The sequence below is a fragment of the Belliella pelovolcani genome, assembly GCF_900156785.1.
Taxonomy (GTDB): domain Bacteria; phylum Bacteroidota; class Bacteroidia; order Cytophagales; family Cyclobacteriaceae; genus Belliella; species Belliella pelovolcani.
The window spans coordinates 264,200-285,523 of sequence record NZ_FTOP01000002.1 but is presented as its reverse complement, the minus strand read 5'-3'; the positions used below and the strand labels follow the sequence as shown (position 1 = coordinate 285,523).

The window sequence follows — 21,324 nt, the reverse complement described above, 5'->3', positions numbered from 1 at the left end:
GAGCAAAAACACGAATTATTATTTGGTTTATTTCAAAGGATTTTTAATCCTCGTATTGTCCAAGGTCCTTCTCTTCGCCTGTAATAATCCTTACTTTGACCTTTTTAATCTTGCGGGTATCTACAGCAAGGATGGTGAATTCAAAGTCCTCAAAATGAATCTTTACTCCATTCTTTGGAAGATTGGAATTCAACTCAAGCAGCAGCCCGCCCAGTGATTCACTTTCTCCTTTGACATCATCAAAAATCCCAGTGTCTAGGTCAAGCTTTTTGCAGAAATCATTGAGTGAGACCTTGCCTTCAAAAACAAAAGTCTGGGGATCGATTTCTTTAAAATAAAAGTCTTCTACGTCATCAAATTCATCATTGATCTCACCAATGATCTCTTCGATCAAATCTTCCAAAGTAACCAAGCCTGAAGTACCACCATATTCATCTACGACAATGGCCATGTGGACTCGTTTTTGTTGGAAATCCTTGAGCAAGGCATCAACTTTTTTATTTTCTGGGACAAAGAAGCCCTTTCTTATCAGTGTCTGCCATTGAAAATCTTCCTCTTTTTCTATATGCGGGAGTAAATCCTTGATATAAAGAATCCCTTCAATATTATCTATGGTTTCGTTGTAAACAGGAATTCTAGAGTAACCACTTTTATTGATTTTGTCCATCAATTCATGAAAATCTGTATCCAAATCAACAGCTGTGATTTCCATACGAGATTTCATGACCTGCTTGACTGACAAAGTGCCAAAGTTTACAATTCCTCTTAAAATGTCCTTTTCTTCTTCTGATGTATCTTCGGTCGTAATCTCTATGGCTTGATGCAACTCGTCAACTGATAGCGAGTACCCTTTTTTCTCAATTCTTCGCTCAATGACATTGCTGATTCCCATCAAGAATAAAGAAAGTGGCTTGAGTATAACTGAAAAAAAATGAATAAAAGGTGCCATCATCAGAGAGAACTCTCGCTTGGCTTTGGTCGCATAAACTTTGGGCACAATCTCCCCAAAAAACACAATAGCAAAGGTGACTCCTATGGTTTGAATCAATATAATCACAATACTAGTAGCATTGAAACCAAATATACTCCATGTGACAAAAGTAGTTAAGGTGACAATTCCAATATTAATCAAATTATTAAGTATAAGAATGGTACTCAGCAGCCGCTGAGGATTTTCTACAAGATGAACTACTTTAGGCGTGTTTTTTTCTGCCTGATCATTCAATTCTATAAGGTCTTCGGTAGTCAAGGAAAAAAATGCGACTTCTGAGCCTGAAATCAATCCTGATGCAATCAATAAAAGAATAAATATCAATCCATTGATCAAAAGATAGCTGACTGAGACCTCTGAGATCTCAGCCAGCAACATTATACTCGGATAAGGGTCGTCCATTAATGTCTAAATTGTTTTTGCAAAATTAACCAATTCTGAACAAGAAGCTCAAAATGTCATTGATAACTAAGCTAAAGATGAGAAATTATCTTATTTGTATCAAGTTTTTGCAATCTTGTTTGATTGTAATTGGTCGATAAAGCAAGGCAGGAGCCTTTTTAGAAAGGAAGATCATCTTCTTCCCCTGGACCTTCAGAAACTGTAGGTGAAGGCATCTGCTGTGTCGGAGCATTGTTGTAGCCTTGGTTAGAGGCACTTGAAGAGCCAGTATTTTGGCCATCAGGTCTACCGTCTAACATTGTCAGGTTGATTACTCTAATTTTTGTTCTTTTTCTATTATTCCCTTGCTCGTCTTGCCAGGTATCACTTTTGATTTTTCCTTCTACATAGAGCTTACTGCCTTTTTTCATGTACTGTTCTGCTACTCGAGCCAGTCCATCCCATACTTCCAAATCGTGCCATTCGGTATTTTCTACCCTGTTGCCACTTCTATCTTTGTACGCCTCTGTGGTAGCCAACCTTAAATTTGCTACTACCTTGTCACCTTCTAGGTGCTTTACCTCAGGATCTGCACCAAGGTTACCGATCAAAATTACTTTATTTACTCCGGCCATAATTGTATTGGTTTAAATGTTTAACAAAAAGTTTGCGATTAAATTTAAGCATTATTTTTCTTCGTTCAAAAACCGCAAAAGCAACCTAGGTTTAGGAAGATTTTCTAGCGTTTCCATATCCACCATCTCAAACCCACGCTGCTTAACCCATTCGCGCAATTGCTCTTGACTTTTTTCATTAATCGTAAACTCCACAAAGTTGGCGAAAATTCTTTGATGAGTGAGTATATGCTTGAATGTACTTTGTGGATTAAACTTAACTTTGTCAGTAATTGACTCAATATTTGAAAACATATCTAGGTCTTCAATATTACTGATCAATTCTCTCTTTGACTCGTGTAGCGGAAAATCATACAAACCCTGCCATATATCACCTGCACCACGTTGCTTGACAATTACATTTAATCCACACCTAATATATAGGTAATTGAAATACCTGGTCTTAACCTTCAATTTATTGATTTTGACGGGGAGTTGCTCAACCATTCCTTCTTTGAAAGCAAAGCAATTAGCTTTTAGTGGACAATGCGTGCAATCAGGATTTTTGGGAGTACATTGTAAAGAGCCAAACTCCATGATAGCTTGATTGTATTCGGCTGGGTGGTCTTTGGAGATGTTTTGATTTGCAATTGCTTCAAACTCCATTTTGCCTTTACTACTGGCAATGTCAGTGGAAATTCCAAAATATCTTGCCAATACTCTAAACACATTGCCATCTACCACTGCGACTGCCTGATCGAATGCAAATGAGGCAATTGCAGCTGCTGTATAGCTGCCGACACCTCTGAGTCGAAGAAGCCCATGATAGGAATCAGGGAACCGACCTCCATATATGGAAACTACTTCTTTTGCACAATAATGTAGATTGCGAGCACGACTATAATAACCGAGACCTTGCCACAATCTCATGACTTCATCAGCAGGTGCTACTGCTAGGTCTTCCACTTTGGGATAATTCTGAATAAATTTTTCAAAATATGGGAGGCCCTGTGCTACACGTGTTTGCTGAAGAATAATTTCAGATAGCCAAATTATATAAGGGTCTTTCGTGTTTCTCCATGGCAAATCCCTTTTGTGAAGACTATACCATTCCAATAAAGTAGATGCGAAATACTTGTTATTCAAAATGTTGAAATTTTTATTTAGTAATATTCGTTAAACAAATGAAGCTAATTTTGGGCAATATGTTTTTATATTGAAATGCTTCTTGTAAATTTGCAGTCCCAAAATTAGTTGGTTAATAGGTCGTTAAGCTTATTCGATAATAATTTAAATTAAACTAACAGTGACTAAAGCAGAAGTAATTAACAAGATTTCGGACAAAACTGGAATCCAGAAAGACGATGTGACTCAGACTATTGAGGCGTTCTTCAAAGTTGTAAAAGATTCCATGGCAGAAGGAGACAATATTTATGTGAGAGGATTTGGCAGCTTCATTAATAAGAAGAGAGCTAAAAAAATCGCCCGAAATATCTCTAAAAACACTGCAATTGTGATCGATGAGCATTATGTGCCAGCCTTCAAACCTTCGAAGGTATTTATCGAGAAAATTAAGAACAGCAAAAAAATTAAAGAACTAGCTCCTCAGGATTAATTCCTGAGAGCTTTTTTTCCTGATGAAGAAATCCCAAATCATAGCTATAGTCATCGGAGTCGCAGCCATTGCGATTTTGTTTTCTTTGCCACGGGTAGTCGTGGACAATGACGAGGGAGCTGCTCAAATCACCGATTCGGAGGAACCTACCTCATCCAACCCAGCTGATATGCATCTTGGTACTGTAGATGAGTCTATGGCAGCTGAGATTGCATCCCTCAAGGGCAAAATGGAGGCAGAAGATAATCAGGAAAATTTCGCTACCTTTGCTGACTCCATCGCCGAACTCTATTTAGAGATAGGTAAATTTGATAGTGCGGCTTACTTCTTTGAATTGGCAGCAGAAAAGATCAATAGCCTAGAGCGATTGGAAAAAACAGGTACTGCTTATTACGAGGCATATACATTTGCACTCAATGAGCAAAAAATAGCTTTCTTAGCAGAAAAAACTAGAAGCTACCTCAATCAAGTTTTGGAGAAAGATCCAAAACGGTTAGACTTGAAAACGAAAGTAGCTATGACTTATGTCTCTTCTTCCAACCCAATGCAGGGAATCACCATGCTCAGGGAAGTATTGGAAGCCGAGCCTACCAATGAAGATGCCCTATTCAATATGGGGATACTCTCCATGCAGTCAGGTCAGTACAAAAGAGCCGCTGATAGATTCGAAGAATTGGTCAAATACCATCCTAATAATCTTCAAGGGCAATTCTATCTGGCAGTGAGTTACTTTGAATCCAAGCAAAATAACAAAGCAAAAAAGCAGTTCGAGCAAGTAAAGGACATGACGACAGATCCTATGGTCTTGTCAAGTGTAGATAGCTATCTGGAAAGGCTGTAAAATAATTGTTCAACTTTAAATCTTTAAAACTATGCCTTGCGGTAAAAAAAGAAAAAGACATAAGATCGCTACGCACAAGCGTAAGAAGAGACTTAGAAAAAACAGACATAAGAAGAAGTAATTAATTACTTCTTCTTTTTGAGTTTTTACAGTAAACGTTCATTCACATAAATAGAGACACGATTTGAGCACAGAATTAATAATCGATTCTGCTCAAAGCGGTAGTCGTATCGCCCTTTTGAAGGACAAGGGCTTGGTGGAACTTCATTCTGATGGAGATGACAACAAGTTCAAGGTGGGAGATATCTATCTCGGCACAGTAAGGAAAATAGTCAATGGGCTCAATGCAGCTTTCATTGATGTTGGCTATGAAAAGGATGCCTTCCTGCATTATCAGGATCTTGGCCCCCAGGTCAATAGCCTCAACAAGTTTACCAAACTAGCCAAGAATGGAAATCTCTCCGCTTACAATTTGAAAGGACTAGACCTTGAACAGGATATAGAAAAGCTTGGAAAAATTTCCAATGTCCTTCCTAAAAACAACCAAATCCTGGTACAAGTAGTCAAAGAACCGATCTCAACGAAAGGTCCTCGACTATCCTGTGAGCTCTCCATTGCCGGTCGCTATCTTGTACTCGTACCTTTTTCCAACACAGTCAATGTGTCGAAGAAAATACGCAGTGCAGATGAAAGGCGCAGGCTCGTGAGGCTTATCACTTCTATCAAACCTGCCAATTTTGGCGTTATCATCAGAACAGTAGCCGAAGGTCAGTCAGTCACAGAACTAGACAAAGACTTGAGGAACTTGGTGAGCACTTGGGAAGATGGAATGAAAAAGCTTCCAAAAGCCAAGCCTAAAGACAAGATAATAGGAGAAATGAGCATGGCTTCCTCTATCATTAGAGACCTGCTCAACGAATCATTCGATGCAATCACAGTAGAGGATGAATTGATCTACGATCAGATCCGATCTTATATCCGATCGATCGCCCCTGAAAAGGAAAAAATTGTTAAGCTTTACAGTGGTAAAGCAAAGCTCTTTGAAAGTTTTGGAATAGAGAAGCAAATCAAAAGCTTGTTTGGACAGACAGTCAGTCTCCCTCAAGGTGGCTATGTCATCATAGAACATACAGAAGCCCTGCACGTCATCGATGTGAACAGTGGCAATAAGTCCAATCAAGAAAGTGATCAGGAAACAACAGCACTTAAAACTAACCTGGTCGCTGTAAAAGAAATTGCAAGACAATTGCGCCTCCGAGATATGGGAGGTATCATCGTCATTGACTTCATCGACATGAAGAAGGCTGACAACAAAAAGGCCATCTATGATGCGATGAAAGAAGAGATGAAATCAGATAGGTCCAAGAACACCGTGCTACCATTGACCAAATTTGGTCTTATGCAAATCACAAGGCAACGCGTGCGACCTGAAGTAAACATTGTCACTAAAGAAACTTGTCCGTCTTGTAACGGTACAGGCAAAATACAAGCTTCAATCTTAGTAGCAGATAAGCTAGAAAAGGATCTAGAACATATTGCTACCATCCAAAACGTATCGAAAATCCACATCGGATTGCACCCCTACTTGCATGCCTACTTTACGAATGGCATCATTTCACAGCGGGTGAGATGGTTTTTCAAATATTTCAAGTGGGTAAAACTGATCAAAGATTCCTCACTACCTGTGACGGAGTACAGATTCCTGGACGATTCAGGAGAAGAAATAGAACTACAAGTAAAAAGCGAGACTGAATAGTCTCGCTTTTTTTTTTGGTAATAGCCCAGTTTAGATAAGAACTTTTCCAAAGTTTGGAACTTTGGAAAAGTTAAACACGAGTTAAAGTAGTCTGATTTTTAGTAGATTAGAATTCTCTAGCACTAAACTTTGTTTTATAAATGTTAATTTTTTAGTTTACACTGTTCTTCAAAAAACTTATGAAAAAGCAAACGATTTTCTTCTTTGTATTTGGTTTACTCTTCTCTTGTAGTCAAAAGGCTACAGATGATTTTGGGGAAGTGTTCTCCTATAGTTTAGATACTTTGGTGATTGACTCTAAAGATAGAAATCTCGATCTATCTAGAAATATCACCAATGCGAGTTTAAACATGGAGAAAAACACCATTTATCTATTCAATAAGTTTGATCATTCAATAGATGAGATCAACCTAGAAAAACTGGAGTATGTACAAAGTATTCCTTTTGATAAGGAAGGACCTAATGGTACAAGTCATATCAATTATATCTACGCGTTGGAAGATGACCTGTTTTTCATCAAAGGATCAGTCAAATCAGGTGTATACGACAAGGACGCCAAGCTACTCAAAAGTGCTGATTGGTCAAAGGTCAATGATGGTGATGATTTTCAAATGATTAGAAATGAATTAACCTTGGAATATTCCGATTCTATGAAAGTTTTTGGTTTGCCATTTAATTTCGATAGAAGCATTAGCTTAGACATATTGTCTGTAAATACCCATACAAAGGAGACTATTGAGATTGATTCAGAAAAAGCATATCAAAATAACATTTTGGAATTTGATGATGATGGCCGGTATTTCTTTTTAGACCCAATGGTGTACTTGACATCAGAAAATGGCTATGCCATGGTAAGTCATGATTTTTCCAATGAAATATATATTTTCAATGCAGCAGGGGAACAAGTAAAAAAGGTCTCTTATGAACCAACCTTGACTCCCAAAAGTGTCAAACAAATAGATAAAAAAGAGATTGTGTCGGTAGCTATTTTAGAAAAAACATATCAGGGGTTTCTAGAACAGGTAAAGTTCAGCCCTCCCGTTTGGGATCAGGAAAATAAAAGATACTTACGCTTATCTGCCCAAAGGGAGTATACCGATATAAAGCCTGAAAATGCCTTTCTTCCACAAATTAAAGAGACCAAAGTCTTCTTGACAGTGTTTGATGATGACTTCAATCTAGTCCTAGAAGGAGAAATTCCTGAACTGGTCACAGAAAGCACCAAGTATTTCGTCAAAGATGGTAAGCTTTGGGTGTTTGCTAATTTGGATGATGAAATGGGGTTTGTAAGGGTAAGCTTGGGGAATTAACCTCCACTAGCAGGCCTAAATTTCTCTTGTAAGCTTTTCAAAAAATACCTCAATACTTGGTCTTTGCAGGGACGGTATTGGCTTTGGGTGGGCTTGCGGAAAAGTGCGCTGAGTTCATGCTTGCTAAATCTAAAGCCTATCAAATCCAAGGCATCCAAAATATCTTCATCCTTCATGTTAAGGGCAATTTTGAGCTTCCTGAATACCATGTTATTGTTTAGACTCTTCTCAGGCTTGGGATCTTCTCCATCCTTTTTGCCGCGGTTTTTGACAATCAGGCCATTTAGAAATGCTGCTAAATCCACATCATAAATGGCGCTAAAACCCGGATCATCATCTCTCTTGAGCCAATTGCTCACCGTTTCTCTATTGACTTCAAGTGTGCCCTTCTTGAAAATGGAGATCATCTGTTCATCATTGAAATCAAATGTGTAGCGGAGACTTCTGAGTATATCGTTGTTATTCATTTATTCTTTATTTTACACTATAGCTAAGTCTCATCGTGATTGAAGCTGTTTTCTCCTTTGAACTTGTATTGAAAGTTCCGCCCCAAGAATAGTCCTCTGTGGAATTTTGTCCCGTGATTTGGAAAATTCCCATGTTTGCAGAAATGATGATTGCCAAGGCAAAAATAGCTGCGGTGAGGTGTTTTTTCATAAAATGGGCATTTGTGTTTCAAATGTAAAAACATTGAGAGAAATTATTGAACTTTCATTCGGTACTCTTGAGGGTTTTTGTTTTGAAGATCTATCAAATAGCCATTCACAATGGCAAATTTCATGTCCTCACCCTTTGCCAAGTAGAAATTGGGACTGCCTCCAACTCTGATACTAAAAGGAATTTTGTCATTTTTGGATAAGGTCAATATTGGTAAACTATGAACTTCAGCTCCTTTTGTATCTTTCAAACTTACAGCTAAATAGCCCTTTTGCAAAAGCTCATAAGCCCTTTCTTCGGTAATATCTGTGATTTGTTCAAACGGTATATCGTAAACCTTTCCCTCACGGATTTGGAGTCCTGATGCATCCAATGTTTCATAACCATAAAATACAGAAAGATCCCCTATATCTTCGATGCTGCCGTTGACATAATACCCTTCTTGCGTATCTCCTTCCCTTCTTCTGATTCCTAAATCAGCCTGATAGGTATAGCCTGAGCTCTCCAAACTAAGATTCTTGATCAGTAAATCCATCATTTTCAAATCATTGTCAGGAATCGCATAATAATCATCCAGATTTTGTTCTGGATAAGTCTGTTCGGCGATTTGAATCAAAGCATGAAGCATCATCATAAAGTTGAGCTTTCTAATATATTGCTTCTCTGGATCCTGTACATAACCTCCTGATTCAATTAAAATTGTACTCGTCCCCCACTTTTGAAAATTATCCCCAAATGCTCTTGGCTCAAAGGCGTCATCATATTTTCCAACTTGTCCTGGAATGGTCTGTTGGAGCATCTGATTCATACCTATGATCACTTGCATGGCTCTTTTTCGTACTTCATTGACCTCTGTTTCATAGTTATATGCTGGAGCTAGTACAGAAATAGTAGCAGGTTTTGCTGTCCCACTTACATTATAATAAATCTGCTGATCGTGTAGGTTAAATCCAAACTCAGGCTCAAAAGTGTCTCTGGCTTCTTTCAGGATTTTAGCTTCTGGAGAGACCAACGCAACAGCATCCCTGTTGAGGTCGATTTCTAAAGCATTTCTTCTAATCCACATATCCATACCATCTGGATTCACCATAGGAATAATTCGGATTTGAAGATTTTGCAGTATGGTGTTTCTAAGGGATTGAAACTGCTGATCATCTGCCTCTAGGAAATTCATCAAATCAAAAAGTGCCATTGTAGCGGTGCTTTCATTCCCATGCATTTGTGACCAGAGCATGACTTTAACCTTTCCCTCTCCTACGCTAAGCTGATAAATCGCCTTATTATGGACTGATTCACCCAGTTTTTCCACTTCAAACAATCCCACACGATCAGTGATCAAATGGATCACGTCTGCATATTTAAACCTTCTATTTTGAACACTTTTTTCTTGATAGGTTTCAAAGGCTGCTTCCAATAAATCCAGTTCTACACTGTCAAAAGTTTGGTTTTGACGATCACAGCTGATTAACGTTATCCACATTAAAGAAAGGAAAACTAGGGTGTGCTTCTTCATTGAAATAGAAAGTTTTTACCAATAATGTAAACTTAGCCAAAAATTTACATTTACTTTTGTTTTAAACATTTACAGATATGAAGCTCACCTTTTTTGTTCGCGACTTAGCATTAAAGCACACCTTTACTATCGCTCATCAGAGTAGGGATATCCAAGACACGGTGATTGTCAAATTAGAAGACAAGGGTTTCTATGGCTTGGGTGAGACGACTACCAATCCATTTTACGGAATGACGCAAGAAAACATTTGTATGTCGCTGGAAGCCTCTAGAAGAGTGGTAGAAACTGAGCCATGGGAGACTCCTGAGCAACTTTGGGAAATTTGTAAGGAGATTTTTGTGGATAACCCATTTGCCCAATGTGCTTTGGATATGGCAGCATGGGACTTATACACCAAAAAAAGAGGAAAGAAACTCTACGAATACCTGAATCTAAACCCTAAAGCTATTCCACTAACGAACTTTACGATAGGGATAGACAATGTGGATAAGATGATTGCAAAGATGAAGGAGGTAGATTGGCCCCTTTATAAAATCAAGCTGGGCACAGATCATGACTTAGAAATTATCCGTGAATTGAGGAAGCATACAGATGCCCCATTTCGTATCGACGCCAATTGTGCATGGACTGCGGAACAAGCTATTGAATACGCGGTAGAACTAAAGAAATTGAATGTAGAGTTTATGGAGCAACCACTAGGAAAAGATGACTTAGCAGGGATGAAGGAAGTGTTCAAATACAGCAAGCTACCAGTCATCGCTGACGAGAGTTGTATTGTGGAGTCAGATGTAAAAAAATGTCATGGGCTATTTCATGGAATCAATGTGAAGTTGGTCAAAGCTGGAGGTATTACTCCTGGGCTTAGAATGATTAAAGAAGCGAAAAAGCTTGGCATGAAAACCATGGTAGGGTGCATGACAGAGTCTTCAGTAGGCATCACGGCAATTGCACATATTGCTCCGCTTTTAGATTATGTAGATATGGATGGAGCAATGTTATTGAAAAAGGATATTGCAAGAGGGGTTATCATCACAGCTGAATCTGTGATTTTTCCAGAAGGAAATGGGATTGGAGCGGAGTTGGTGGATTTGGTGGATTAAGACGCAAAATTTTAAACTACTTTTATATGTTGGATTAGTCTGTTCTTTTTTAATTTGGATTACTTTTATCTTAATTGTGTCTTTAGGCGCTAACTAAAATAGAAAACAAGCTTTTCAAATAATATAATTCAATGAAACTTTACCAAAAAGAAATTCAGCTAAAAAGCTATCCAAGAGGGTATCATTTGGTCTCTGCAATTATTGAAGAAATGCTACCTGAAATCAAGCAGGTACAAATGGGCATGTTGCAGGTATTTATCAAACATACCTCAGCAGGATTGACCATTAATGAAAATGCCGACCCAACTGTAAGAAAAGATTTTGAATCCTTTGTCAATGAGCTTATTCCAGAAACTTATCCACGATTTGTCCACACTTACGAAGGTGCAGACGATATGCCTGCGCATCTTAAAAGCAGTATTTTAGGAAATAGTCTCCAAATACCTATTACTGGTGGAAAACTTAACCTTGGAACTTGGCAAGGAATTTATCTATGCGAATTTAGAGATTATGGAGGCCCCAGAAACCTAGTTCTTACAGTCATGGGAGTTTGATTAATCTAGGTTTAAGGCAGCGATTTTACGTTTGACTTTTCCATTACCAATTATCAAGAATTTATCTATCATCTCACCATGTTCATTCAATAGTATAAAAGTTGGGTAAGTATTGACTTGATTTACCCTTGAAACAAAATCAGTTGGATCCCAAAGTGAAGTCCAGATAACTAATTCTTTTTTATAAACTGGGTTATTGTTTTCAAATGACTTTCTTGTTTTGTCACTGTAGATGCTAACAATATTCAATTTTCCTTCATATTGATCGTAAACTTCTCTTAGCTCTGGAAGAATTTTTACACATCCAGCACAACCCGTAAATGTAAATTCTATTAAGGTAGGCTTCCCTTTTAAGTCTTCAAGGGTGACAATTTCGCCATCTTTGTTTTCTAATTCGAATGCCGTAAAAACCTCTCCCTTCTTTGATTTTGTGAGGACCTCTTCATTTTCCAAAAGTTTATTTTTAAGAAGCTCATCTTCTAACTGTAAGTAAATTTGATTTTGATGCATGGAAGGAGGTATTTGCTCAATTAGTGCTTCTAACTTTTCTGATTCTAGTTTACTACTGATTGTAATCAGGTTTGACAATGAAACTATATTTTCCAAATTTGATTCAATAATTTCTAATTTAGTAGACAGGGAAATCGCATTATTGATTTCATTTTGAAAACTTTGATATTCATTAATTGGATCCAACTCGACATGAAATGGATCCAATGTACCTGTAAAAGTAGATTCTCCCGGTACAATCCAAAAATCTTTGATACCTAATACTCTTCCTCTCTTTGTTAATTTCATTAAAGAGATTTGCTCAACAGTACCAGCTTTAAAATCAATTCTTTCTTTACTCAAATCTCTTGGAGAATATTGTTGACCACCAATATAGAATAGACATGTTTCATTTTTTTTCAACTTTCCCTCCATTTGAAAGTTGAGAGATGCGTTTTGAGAAAATAAATTTGAACTGATTAAAAAGATCAAAATTAAAGAAAGAATAGACTTCATAATTTAAAATTTTAAAATGTAGGAAACTAAATTGCCAGTACTTGAGTAGGTTCCCTTTATTACGGAATCAAAGATTGTTTCGTTCATTTTAATTGATTGTGCGGGATAAAATGATGGATCCAAATGGACTTCCCAGTCATCTTTCTCCTGAGTGACCAAGACTTGTATTTCATCACCCTGCTTCTTGAATTCCATAGAAATACGATTATCTCCGATGATGACATTATCGATTTTAGCATTGTCCCAACTGCTAGGCATCTGAGGCTTGATGAGGATAACTTTGTTTTGAGCATCTGGCTGTATCCCAAAAAACTGTGTCACTATAGGAACTGCATAACTGTATAGATTCCAAGCTTGAGCCATCATCCCATAGTCAGGAGAGACTTCATAGATGGACCCTGGAAGCGCAAAACCGAATGATCTTGTCATACGCTTCAAATAATCAAGTGCTTGGTCTGGTCTGCCATAATTGTTTTCTGATATTGCTTGCACACCTGTTGGTAAAGTCATCACCGCTCCTGTGTAAGAGAATACCTTACTTCCTTCAAACTTCCCATCGGCTAACTCTGAACTTTCATCACGATCAATACCCGTCACAAAAACCCCAAAAGGATTGACAAATTTACTCCCTTTGTCTAGTGCTTTGATTGCCTTTTCATGATCTGCTATTCCCATTTCCATAGGCGTATTGACCACCCAGTTGTGAAATAGTACAAAACCTTGTTTTTGGTTTCTTGGATAGGTGGATAACTTTTTCTTCGTTGCTCTCAATTCTTCCACAGCCCACGGCTTATTGAGTGTATCTGCTCTCACGATAGCTGCATCTATCAAGTGAAGCGCCTCGGCTGTAGTACCAATAAAATCAGCATAGGAATTGAATTCTTCCACCCAAAATTCTTCGTTTATTTTCTCCCTCAGCAAATCAGCGGTTTGTTGATAACTTTCAGCTTGATCATTCTCTCCCATGATGATCGCCATCTTAGCAGCATCTGAGAAAGCCCTTTGGGTGTAAACCGCCACATCAATCATTTCTGATTCCAAGCCATGGATTTCCATCATGCCATATCCATCAGGGAAAAGATTCCCATCTTCATCATTTTCCTCCATCAACCAAACCAGACCTTGTTTGATAAAGGGATAGTATTTCCCCAAAAATGCCTTATCTCCAGTCCACTGATATACCCACCAAATCAGAGAAGCAAACTGAGGTGTTTCATTGATATTACCAGGATTGAAGATTACCCCATTCGTACTGACTTCATGAATAACTTGTCCATTGCCATTGAACTTGGAAAGTTTGTGGATAAGTTCAATCGTACTATAAACCAAATCCTTCCTACCTGTCGCAATTGCACCCTTGAGCGTATACTCGTTGTCCACACCAAACCACCATGGATAATCCGGCATGCCTGCGCCAAGGCCCCTGCCTTGCTCAGGCACATCGCGAACCAACCATTCCGTATTGTACTTTACCCATTCGAATGCCTGCTCCAATGCTTTATCAGGTATGGTTAGTTTTGATAAGGATGCAATCTCTTCGTAATGTTTGATTTTTTCCTTAAGCAAGTCCTCAGGCCTAGATTTTATCAAATCAAAAGTCTGCTCAACATCCTGTTGACTAGTATAAGACCCAGCAATGTAAAATCGGATTGTAGTTTCTTTACCTGGCTTGATGCGTAGCTGATATTGAAGATTTGCAGATTTTCCCTTTCCCTGTGGCTGATAATCACATCCTACTTCAGGGGACTCAGTTGCTGACACTTTCCTGTCAGAACCAAAGAGTACAAACCACTCATTACCTTTGTCTTTACCTCTCCAAGCTTGTCTACTGTCATCGAATGTCAGCTCATCTTCGTAGTCAATCATTCCTACTTCTTCACCCAGCCAAACAGGCATCAAGTCAGTATGCCCAGAAAAATCGAAATTGGTGTCCAGGACAGTATCTCCTTGATTTCGAATCAAAAACTCGACTATCAAACCTTGTTGCCCCTCGGGCACAAACTGAAAGCGATCTATCAGTAAATTGAGTTCTGGAATTTCAAATTGATGTTTATTTGCAAAAGGAAAATTGACAAATGAGCTGGCTTGATTTAAGCAAAATTGAGAGCCATTAGCCCCAACACTAGCCGTAAACCCATCCATTAGCTTGATCGGATGATTCCAAATTCCACCCATCTCTCCTGCTACATGCCAACCCAAATCAGGGAAAGTCCCATCCTGGTGGCCCACCATATAGACCCGATCCCCAGCTGTGACATAAGGTGAATTGAGGTATTCTTTTTTCCCAATCAACTGTTGGCTGTCAGCTACAAGGTTTTGAAAACTTAATTTCGGAGATTCAGATTTACATCCAATAAGTAGAAGAGTTGAAAAAAGAAAGTAGAGGTTGTTTTGGGCGAACTTATTCATAGGGAAATATATAAGACTGAAAATTAAATTTAAGTCTTATATCTTAATTTTCACAGCTATGATTTGGGAAACAAGTTCACCGACTATGAATAAAAGAACAAGTGGTATATATGCTTCACAAAGTCAAAAGAAAAGCTCCACTTCTAAAACCTACCATTTATACAATCATAGCAAACATGATTAATTTACTGAGGAATCAATAGATATTGTTGATTTAAACTTTAGAGAGGCTATAATATCGGATAAAATATTCTGAGATCTTACCGATATTCATTTAAAAATCGTACCTTTAGTGTGTGAAATATGTATTTAATATAGGGCAACTGAGTGAGATCACTTTGCAATTGATGCAATCTGTGCATAAGAAAAAGCAAAGACTGGATGAATTCCGTCCAATTCCTTATGCAGTACTTGCCAATATTAGAGAAAACTTGAATGTTGAATGGACTTATAATTCCAATCACATTGAAGGAAATACGCTAACCTTGCAAGAGACCAGAATGGTACTTGAAGATGGAATTACCGTAGGTGGCAAATCTTTGAACGAGCATCTGGAAATTGTAAACCACAGAGAGGCCATCACCTATGTACAGTCTCTGGCATCGGCAGATTATAAATTGACAGAAAGAGACGTCCTAGATGTGCACGAAATAGTCCTCAATAAAATCCAAAAAGACTTTGCTGGAAGGTTCCGCACAGCAGGTGTTCGTATTGGAGGGGCTAATTTCATACCCCCAAATGCCCTTAGGGTCCCCGACTATATCACTGAACTGATTGAATGGGAGAATACGAGCAAGATGGATATTCTTCAAAAAGTCACTTTGTTTCATCATCGCTTTGTCTGGATCCATCCTTTTTTTGATGGCAATGGACGTACAGTAAGGTTGTTGATGAATTTGCTGCTTATGAAAGAAGGATTTCCTCCAGCAGTGATCTTAGGTGTGGACAGAAAGCGCTACTACCAAGCCCTGAATCTAGCCAACAATGGTAATTTTGATAAATTACTGTTTCTTATTGTACAAGCTGTCGATAGGTCGCTGACGATTTATTTAAATAGTTTGGAAGATACAACTGGTGATTTTGATGCAATTTCCAATATTGTCCAAGAGCCAGATGTTCCTTATGGTCAAGAATACATCAGTTTGCTGGCGCGTCAAGGGAAAATAGAAGCTTACAAAGAGGGTCGAGTATGGTACACCTCCAAAAAATCAATTGAGAACTACCTAAAAAACAAAAAAGGGAAGAAATCTTAAATCTTCCCTTTTTTTAATTAGTCTTCCCAACCCCAAGGAGTAGGAGGAGTTTCCACCTCTCTGGTCAAATCAAACTTCACATTAATAGACGAATCATTGTTGATCCTTCTTAGATTATAAGAAAATGTAGTATCGTCCAAAGTAATCCACCAAATATTAGTGGCAGCATAAGGAATCAAATCCGTAGTTTCTTGATCTGCGGGGAAAAACTGTAACCTTGCCATTCCAGTATTGCTGCTAATTCCACCATATTGAGTCACTCTATCTTCTGATCCATCTTCATGCCTATGATCATGTTTTAGCTTGATGACATTCCCCTCTTCCATAGTCAGTACCCAAGTCCTAGAATGATCATCACCCACATGAAAAGGAATGGTGATCTTTCCATCTTCACAAGTTCTGACATGCATCACTAATTTTTTACCATAGAATTGATCATTTTCTGAGGCATTGAGCATTTCTCCTTCAAATGATTTTCCACATAATTTGGAGAGATTTTCCCAAAAAGCCAGTGAACCTGGACCTTGAGGTGCTTGATCTCTCTGAGGATAGGCATGAAATGAAAGGAAAAGTAGGGTGATAAGGACTGTTGTTAACTTATTCATGGTGTTTTTGATTGTTTGCAATTGATTTGTGTGCAGCTTTAAAGAAAGCATGTTTCAATGGATTGGCAATAAAGGGAATATTATATAGAAAGCACAAACACTTTATATAAACAGTCGGTTTTATTGATAATGAAATATAAGCGATTATTAGTTTGGTTTAGGAATGATTTAAGGCTGCATGATCATGCAGCCTTATTTTCAGCTGTAGAAAAAGCAGAAGAAGTAATTCCAGTATATTGTTTTGACCCAAGACAATTTGACTCTTTATCTATAGGTCAGAAAAAAACTGCAGGATTTAGAGCTCAATTTCTACTTGAATCTGTTCTTAACTTACAAGATAACCTAAAATCTTTGGGTTCTAATTTGATAATTAGCTCGGGACTTCCTGAAAATGTGATACCAATTCTTGCTAAAAAATATAAAGTTGATGCGGTTTACTTCACAGAAGAAGTGACTTCTGAGGAAAAATCTGTGGAAGCCGCCTTGGAGCATTCACTTTATAAAGACAGAATAGGGACAGAGGCATTTTGGCAAAGCACACTTTTCCATATTGATGATTTACCATTTCCAGTTAGCCAGACACCTGAGGTTTTTACTCAGTTCAGAAAAGAATGTGAAAAACTTTCCAAAGTAAGGAAGACTTATCCACAACCTAAAAAAATTAATACACCTGATTTAAGTAATGACCTCCATTTCAAATTACCCAGTTGGATGCAAGTGGAAAAGGTCACTGATGATCGAGCAGCCATCAAATTTGAGGGAGGTGAAAGTGCTGGAATGCATAGGTTAAAGACTTATTTTTGGGAAAGAGATCAGCTTAAAATTTATAAAGAAACCAGAAATGGTTTACTTGGAGAAGATTACAGCAGTAAATTTTCGGCATGGTTGTCTTTGGGATGCCTTTCCCCTAGATATATCTATGAGGAAGTGAAGCTTTACGAAAAAGAGCGGAAGAAGAACCAATCTACTTATTGGCTAATCTTTGAATTGATATGGAGGGATTACTTTAGGTTTATTGCAAAGAAACATGGCAATAATGTTTTCAAGCTATCAGGGATCAAAAATTATGTGGATAACTGGGTTAGAAATGAAAAACTATTCCAAAAATGGGCAGAGGGTAATACAGGGATTCCTTTCATAGATGCCAATATGCGGGAACTTAATGCAACTGGATTCATGTCCAATCGGGGTCGACAAAATGTAGCTTCATTTCTAGTAAATGACCTGAATATTGACTGGAGATGGGGTGCGGAATATTTTGAAAGTTTATTGATAGATTATGATGTCTGCTCCAATTGGGGAAATTGGATGTACGTAGCAGGAGTGGGTAATGACCCGCGAGAAAATAGGTACTTCAATATTCTCAAGCAGGCCAATAATTATGATAGAAAGGGAGCGTATATCAGGCATTGGATACCAGAATTAGCTGAAATACCTGGTTTTGATATTCATCAACCATTCGACTTATCCACAAAGGAACTCAAAGAATTTGGAGTCTCCTTAGGTAGCACTTATCCACACCCCATGGTAAAGCTACCCAAGTCATTCCTTTAGAATAGAACGCAGATGATACGGATTGAGGGATAGGCACGGATTTTAAAAATTCTCTGTGAACCATTGCGCCCTCTGCGGCTTATCTTTTTTTTACCACAGAAGACACAGAGAATACTCGGAAGAACAGATCAAAAAATTATCCGCGGTAATCTGCAAAATCAGCGTCATCCCCGTTCCATTAACCATAGAACGCAGATGACACGGATTGAGCGGATAGGCACGGATTTAATAAATCTCTGTGAACCATTGCGCTCTCTGCGGCTTATCCTTTTTTAACCACAGAGTACACAGAGAATACACGGAAGAACAGATCAAAAAATTATCCGCGGTAATCTGCAAAATCAGCGTCATCCCCGTTCCATTAACCATAGAACGCAGATGACACGGATTGAGCGGATAGGCACGGATTTTAAAAATTCTCTGTGAACCATTGCGCCCTCTGCGGCTTATCTTTTTTTAACCACAGAGGACACAGAGAATACTCGGAAGAACAGATCAAAAAATTATCTGCGCTAATCTGTAAAATCAGCGTCATCCGCGTTGCTCCAAGAAAGCTTTCAGTATTTCTAAACACTTTTCCTTTGCCTCAAACATTCCCATGTGTCCGACATCTGCTAATTCATGGTATGCAGTAGTGAAATCTTGATGGGCTCTACTAGAATCAATTTTTACAGCTTGATCCAATTCACCTGCAATTAGGAGTTTGGGTCCTTGAAAAGTTTTCCAAACTTCAAATCTATCTTTTCTATCTCGCATCGCCTTGATATAATTGAGCACAGTTTCCTTTGGTGTTTTTTTCCCTATTTCAATAAGTAGGTCTATAGCTTCCTGATTTTCCGATTTATGTAATTCTGCAAATAATGGAGGTACGAATGATGCTATAAACTTATCCACACCATGCTTTTTGACAAAGCTGATGGTTTTATTTCGTGTATGCTGCTTTGCTTCATCATCGGCAAAAGCGCTAGAATGGAATAATCCAATACCACGAAGCTCTGAGCCCATCAGTTCGGCTAGGGCTAAAGCTACATAGCCACCCAAAGAATGGCCAATGATTATTGGATTATAGACACTTTGTTCCTCCATCCATTCTTGAAGGATGACCGCTACTTCTTCTAGGTTCTGTGGAAGACTTTTCCCTTGTGAATCGCCAAAACCTGGCAAATCAAGACAATAAACCCTATGCTCCTGAGCAAGCTCTCGAGATATGTCTTGCCACATTTCCTTAGATTCGCAAAACCCATGTAATAAAATCAGAGGATTACCTTTTCCTTGTTTTGTAAAAGAGATCATAATTTAATATGTATATCCGCTTTTATACCACTAACCAAATTAAATAAGTTCCTAGATTAATCCGATCCCGAGGCTTCGGGATTAGATCCGCCATGGCGGACAAGTTATTCATTGATATTGGCTTGAAATCATAGGCTTATACCACTTTATAGGTTCTACTGGTAAGAAAGCGGATATACATATAATTTAAAATATTAGTAAATAGTGCTTGAGTTTATTCAAATAATTTTTAGTTTTATTGGAAATAGATTGTAAGTGCTATCAAAAATAAAGATGGGATGCAGTAATTGAGGCATATTTAGAAAATTTATGAAACAACTATTCCTTTTTATTATATTATCATTGTTGGGTTGTTCTAATCAGAAAGATAATCCCTACTTTGATAAGTATGTGATTTTTAACCCTGAAAATATCCCTGAAATAAATGTTTTTTCAGCTAAAAGAGAATTAGCCGAATTAATATATCCTTATAATATTTCTGGAAAAGAAGGTAAATATATTTTTGTAATTGAAGACAGTAAGATTCCAGAAGAAAATAAATTTATTCACATCTATAATCCTATTACTCTTGAACATATTAATGAAAAAGGTGTAATCGGTTTTGGACCCAACGAAATCCCATATGTTTCTTTAATTGATGTTGGTTTTGATGATGACAATTTCTGGGCGTACAGCGCAGTGGACAAAAAGATATCAAGGTTCAATTTACTTGATCAATCCCCTTACTCTGTTGAGCAATTCAGACAGCCTGAGAGCTTTTTCAAAATGATTAGAATGATTAGTTCAACTGATTCGACATATCTAGGTGTGTCAATAGATGAACCTAATAGATTGGTAGAATATCACAAAGATGGAAGAAAAATAGCAGGATATGGTGAATGGGAACCAATAAAAACCAAACAGGAAATGGATAATTATTTATATAGTTCTATCAATTCAAGTTGGTTTATAGGTGATGAATCCAAGAGATACTTCATTTCTGCATGTATACATAGAGATAGACTAGAAATTTTTGACTACCATACCAAAAAATTTGTTGTCATAGATGGGCCTGATTTAGACATTCCACCATTTGATATTGTTGGTCCTGCTAATAAATCGGAATTAATCCTAGATATTAAAAGTAACCCATACCGCTATAGGGATGTAAGTATAACAAAAAATTATATATATGCACTTTATGGAGGAATTAAAGAAGATGAATTTAGAGAGACAGGGATCTTAGCAAGGAAAATTTTTGTATTTTCATTAATTGGAGAGCCTGTGATAGTTCTTAATTTAGATAGATCATTGAGAGCTATAACTGTAGATGAAACAGCAGGGAAAATATTTGGTGTGACAACAGACAAAGATCCAAATGTTACATATTTTGATATTCCAGATATTTTAAAGAAATAAAAAAAGCCTTGCTGAAATTACAGCAAGGCTTCTACTAAAATATCTTCGTCTAAAACTTCCCAATGAATTCCTTCTCCATTCCCGATTAGTCTATATTGATTTAATTCTTCTAAGCTAGCTGATTTAAGTTTTCTAAACCATTCTAAAGGTATACCTATTTCTCTTTCATCGTCCAGTAAAACATAGAATCTGGTTTTGTCAAACCAGACTTTTTTTGCTAATGGAGATTTATGTATTACCGAAATATTCATGCCAAGAATCAATTAGGAGCTCAATATTTATTTCAATTAATTTAGTAATTTCTTTTAATTCTTTTGAATTAAAACCATTTGATTTTACGACTTGAATTGGTTTAAGGTTAAATTTTGCCGTTGAATCTCTAGATTCAACATGAATATGAATTGGTTCATGATCATTAGAATAAAAGAAGAATCTTAAACTTCTAATTTTCAAAACCGTTGGCATAAATCAAATC

General features: G+C 37.5%; 20 protein-coding genes and 1 pseudogene. 9 read left to right on the top strand and 12 right to left on the bottom strand.

The window, feature by feature from the left end; genetic code table 11:
• Nucleotides 1-43 precede the first annotated feature (43 nt).
• The 3 genes from gldE to mutY all read right to left on the bottom strand — a co-directional run bounded on the left by gldE (nucleotide 44) and on the right by mutY (nucleotide 3,132).
• On the bottom strand, nucleotides 44-1,393 hold the full coding sequence (gene gldE / locus BW935_RS03430; protein ID WP_076498597.1) for a gliding motility-associated protein GldE: 1,350 nt from the start codon (nucleotides 1,391-1,393) through the stop codon (nucleotides 44-46).
• Between the two features lie 158 nt (nucleotides 1,394-1,551).
• The gene (locus tag BW935_RS03425; protein ID WP_076498595.1) at nucleotides 1,552-2,007 is read right to left on the bottom strand and encodes a single-stranded DNA-binding protein; all 456 of its coding nucleotides are present in this window, start codon (nucleotides 2,005-2,007) and stop codon (nucleotides 1,552-1,554) included.
• A gap of 51 nt (nucleotides 2,008-2,058) precedes the next feature.
• Nucleotides 2,059-3,132 carry an A/G-specific adenine glycosylase gene (mutY, locus tag BW935_RS03420; RefSeq protein WP_076498594.1) on the bottom strand — a complete coding sequence of 358 codons (1,074 nt, stop codon included), beginning with the start codon at nucleotides 3,130-3,132 and terminating at the stop codon, nucleotides 2,059-2,061.
• Between the two features lie 160 nt (nucleotides 3,133-3,292).
• On the opposite strand from mutY, the gene BW935_RS03415 reads away from it, so the two are divergent.
• The 4 genes from BW935_RS03415 (at nucleotide 3,293) to BW935_RS03400 (ending at nucleotide 7,508) form a co-directional block, all read left to right on the top strand.
• A complete protein-coding gene (locus BW935_RS03415; protein ID WP_076498592.1) occupies nucleotides 3,293-3,601 on the top strand; it encodes an HU family DNA-binding protein in 309 nt (102 codons plus the stop codon).
• 22 nt (nucleotides 3,602-3,623) lie between these two features.
• Nucleotides 3,624-4,442, top strand: a complete 819-nt coding sequence (locus tag BW935_RS03410; RefSeq protein ID WP_076498590.1) for a tetratricopeptide repeat protein — start codon at nucleotides 3,624-3,626, stop codon at nucleotides 4,440-4,442.
• Nucleotides 4,443-4,626: 184 nt separating this feature from the next.
• Nucleotides 4,627-6,198 carry an Rne/Rng family ribonuclease gene (locus tag BW935_RS03405; RefSeq protein ID WP_076498589.1) on the top strand — a complete coding sequence of 524 codons (1,572 nt, stop codon included), beginning with the start codon at nucleotides 4,627-4,629 and terminating at the stop codon, nucleotides 6,196-6,198.
• A gap of 179 nt (nucleotides 6,199-6,377) precedes the next feature.
• Complete coding sequence (locus BW935_RS03400) at nucleotides 6,378-7,508, top strand: DUF4221 family protein (protein ID WP_076498587.1); 1,131 nt, start codon at nucleotides 6,378-6,380, stop codon at nucleotides 7,506-7,508.
• On the opposite strand, the gene BW935_RS03395 is transcribed toward BW935_RS03400, so the two are convergent.
• From BW935_RS03395 to BW935_RS03385, 3 genes and pseudogenes are all read right to left on the bottom strand, one after another.
• The gene (locus tag BW935_RS03395; protein ID WP_076498586.1) at nucleotides 7,505-7,975 is read right to left on the bottom strand and encodes a YehS family protein; all 471 of its coding nucleotides are present in this window, start codon (nucleotides 7,973-7,975) and stop codon (nucleotides 7,505-7,507) included. The genes BW935_RS03400 and BW935_RS03395 overlap by 4 nt on opposite strands.
• 7 nt (nucleotides 7,976-7,982) lie before the next feature.
• Nucleotides 7,983-8,132 (bottom strand): annotated as a pseudogene (locus BW935_RS03390) (SIMPL domain-containing protein); the annotation flags it as partial.
• A 76-nt stretch (nucleotides 8,133-8,208) separates the two neighbouring features.
• Nucleotides 8,209-9,678, bottom strand: a complete 1,470-nt coding sequence (locus tag BW935_RS03385; protein WP_076498584.1) for a M14 family zinc carboxypeptidase — start codon at nucleotides 9,676-9,678, stop codon at nucleotides 8,209-8,211.
• A 77-nt stretch (nucleotides 9,679-9,755) separates the two neighbouring features.
• Between BW935_RS03385 and BW935_RS03380 the strand changes: the two genes are divergently transcribed.
• Both BW935_RS03380 and BW935_RS03375 read left to right on the top strand, forming a co-directional pair.
• Nucleotides 9,756-10,778, top strand: a complete 1,023-nt coding sequence (locus tag BW935_RS03380) for a dipeptide epimerase (RefSeq protein ID WP_076498583.1) — start codon at nucleotides 9,756-9,758, stop codon at nucleotides 10,776-10,778.
• 131 nt (nucleotides 10,779-10,909) lie between these two features.
• Nucleotides 10,910-11,332, top strand: a complete 423-nt coding sequence (locus BW935_RS03375) for a secondary thiamine-phosphate synthase enzyme YjbQ (RefSeq protein WP_076498581.1) — start codon at nucleotides 10,910-10,912, stop codon at nucleotides 11,330-11,332.
• Here the strand turns inward: BW935_RS03375 and BW935_RS03370 are convergent, their stop codons facing one another.
• Together BW935_RS03370 and BW935_RS03365 are read right to left on the bottom strand one after the other, a co-directional pair.
• Nucleotides 11,333-12,244, bottom strand: coding sequence for a TlpA family protein disulfide reductase (locus BW935_RS03370; protein ID WP_175606631.1), 912 nt, complete (start codon nucleotides 12,242-12,244; stop codon nucleotides 11,333-11,335).
• A 96-nt stretch (nucleotides 12,245-12,340) separates the two neighbouring features.
• The gene (locus BW935_RS03365) at nucleotides 12,341-14,746 is read right to left on the bottom strand and encodes an alpha-L-rhamnosidase-related protein (RefSeq protein ID WP_076498578.1); all 2,406 of its coding nucleotides are present in this window, start codon (nucleotides 14,744-14,746) and stop codon (nucleotides 12,341-12,343) included.
• Between the two features lie 296 nt (nucleotides 14,747-15,042).
• Here BW935_RS03365 and BW935_RS03360 point away from each other — a divergent pair, with 296 nt between their 5' ends.
• Entirely contained in the window at nucleotides 15,043-15,999 is a 957-nt protein-coding gene (locus tag BW935_RS03360; RefSeq protein ID WP_217695341.1) for a Fic family protein, read from the top strand.
• Between the two features lie 17 nt (nucleotides 16,000-16,016).
• Here the strand turns inward: BW935_RS03360 and BW935_RS03355 are convergent, their stop codons facing one another.
• Complete coding sequence (locus BW935_RS03355; RefSeq protein ID WP_076498828.1) at nucleotides 16,017-16,604, bottom strand: hypothetical protein; 588 nt, start codon at nucleotides 16,602-16,604, stop codon at nucleotides 16,017-16,019.
• Nucleotides 16,605-16,733: 129 nt separating this feature from the next.
• Between BW935_RS03355 and BW935_RS03350 the strand changes: the two genes are divergently transcribed.
• On the top strand, nucleotides 16,734-18,158 hold the full coding sequence (locus BW935_RS03350) for a DASH family cryptochrome (protein ID WP_076498574.1): 1,425 nt from the start codon (nucleotides 16,734-16,736) through the stop codon (nucleotides 18,156-18,158).
• A gap of 531 nt (nucleotides 18,159-18,689) precedes the next feature.
• Here the strand turns inward: BW935_RS03350 and BW935_RS03345 are convergent.
• The gene (locus BW935_RS03345) at nucleotides 18,690-19,451 is read right to left on the bottom strand and encodes an alpha/beta fold hydrolase (RefSeq protein WP_076498572.1); all 762 of its coding nucleotides are present in this window, start codon (nucleotides 19,449-19,451) and stop codon (nucleotides 18,690-18,692) included.
• 309 nt (nucleotides 19,452-19,760) lie between these two features.
• Between BW935_RS03345 and BW935_RS03340 the strand changes: the two genes are divergently transcribed.
• Nucleotides 19,761-20,849 (top strand): BF3164 family lipoprotein, encoded by a 1,089-nt coding sequence (locus BW935_RS03340; protein ID WP_076498570.1) that lies wholly within the window; start codon nucleotides 19,761-19,763, stop codon nucleotides 20,847-20,849.
• A gap of 17 nt (nucleotides 20,850-20,866) precedes the next feature.
• Here the strand turns inward: BW935_RS03340 and BW935_RS03335 are convergent, their stop codons facing one another.
• Both BW935_RS03335 and BW935_RS03330 read right to left on the bottom strand, forming a co-directional pair.
• Complete coding sequence (locus BW935_RS03335) at nucleotides 20,867-21,100, bottom strand: DUF2442 domain-containing protein (protein WP_076498568.1); 234 nt, start codon at nucleotides 21,098-21,100, stop codon at nucleotides 20,867-20,869.
• The gene (locus BW935_RS03330) at nucleotides 21,078-21,314 is read right to left on the bottom strand and encodes a DUF4160 domain-containing protein (RefSeq protein ID WP_076498566.1); all 237 of its coding nucleotides are present in this window, start codon (nucleotides 21,312-21,314) and stop codon (nucleotides 21,078-21,080) included. The genes BW935_RS03335 and BW935_RS03330 overlap by 23 nt, the downstream gene beginning before the upstream one ends.
• Between the last annotated feature and the right edge of the window lie 10 nt (nucleotides 21,315-21,324).

Bases quoted from the DNA above. Each gene is read 5' to 3' on its own strand.
- BW935_RS03395 (WP_076498586.1), bottom strand. From the start codon at position 7,975: ATGAATAACAACGATATACTCAGAAGTCTCCGCTACACATTTGATTTC.
- BW935_RS03330 (WP_076498566.1), bottom strand. From the start codon at position 21,314: ATGCCAACGGTTTTGAAAATTAGAAGTTTAAGATTCTTCTTTTATTCT.
- BW935_RS03400 (WP_076498587.1), top strand. From the start codon at position 6,378: ATGAAAAAGCAAACGATTTTCTTCTTTGTATTTGGTTTACTCTTCTCT.
- BW935_RS03375 (WP_076498581.1), top strand. From the start codon at position 10,910: ATGAAACTTTACCAAAAAGAAATTCAGCTAAAAAGCTATCCAAGAGGG.
- BW935_RS03355 (WP_076498828.1), bottom strand. From the start codon at position 16,604: ATGAATAAGTTAACAACAGTCCTTATCACCCTACTTTTCCTTTCATTT.
- BW935_RS03345 (WP_076498572.1), bottom strand. From the start codon at position 19,451: ATGATCTCTTTTACAAAACAAGGAAAAGGTAATCCTCTGATTTTATTA.
- gldE (WP_076498597.1), bottom strand. From the start codon at position 1,393: ATGGACGACCCTTATCCGAGTATAATGTTGCTGGCTGAGATCTCAGAG.
- BW935_RS03380 (WP_076498583.1), top strand. From the start codon at position 9,756: ATGAAGCTCACCTTTTTTGTTCGCGACTTAGCATTAAAGCACACCTTT.
- BW935_RS03365 (WP_076498578.1), bottom strand. From the start codon at position 14,746: ATGAATAAGTTCGCCCAAAACAACCTCTACTTTCTTTTTTCAACTCTT.
- BW935_RS03350 (WP_076498574.1), top strand. From the start codon at position 16,734: ATGAAATATAAGCGATTATTAGTTTGGTTTAGGAATGATTTAAGGCTG.
- BW935_RS03335 (WP_076498568.1), bottom strand. From the start codon at position 21,100: ATGAATATTTCGGTAATACATAAATCTCCATTAGCAAAAAAAGTCTGG.
- BW935_RS03410 (WP_076498590.1), top strand. From the start codon at position 3,624: ATGAAGAAATCCCAAATCATAGCTATAGTCATCGGAGTCGCAGCCATT.
- BW935_RS03385 (WP_076498584.1), bottom strand. From the start codon at position 9,678: ATGAAGAAGCACACCCTAGTTTTCCTTTCTTTAATGTGGATAACGTTA.
- BW935_RS03340 (WP_076498570.1), top strand. From the start codon at position 19,761: ATGAAACAACTATTCCTTTTTATTATATTATCATTGTTGGGTTGTTCT.
- BW935_RS03425 (WP_076498595.1), bottom strand. From the start codon at position 2,007: ATGGCCGGAGTAAATAAAGTAATTTTGATCGGTAACCTTGGTGCAGAT.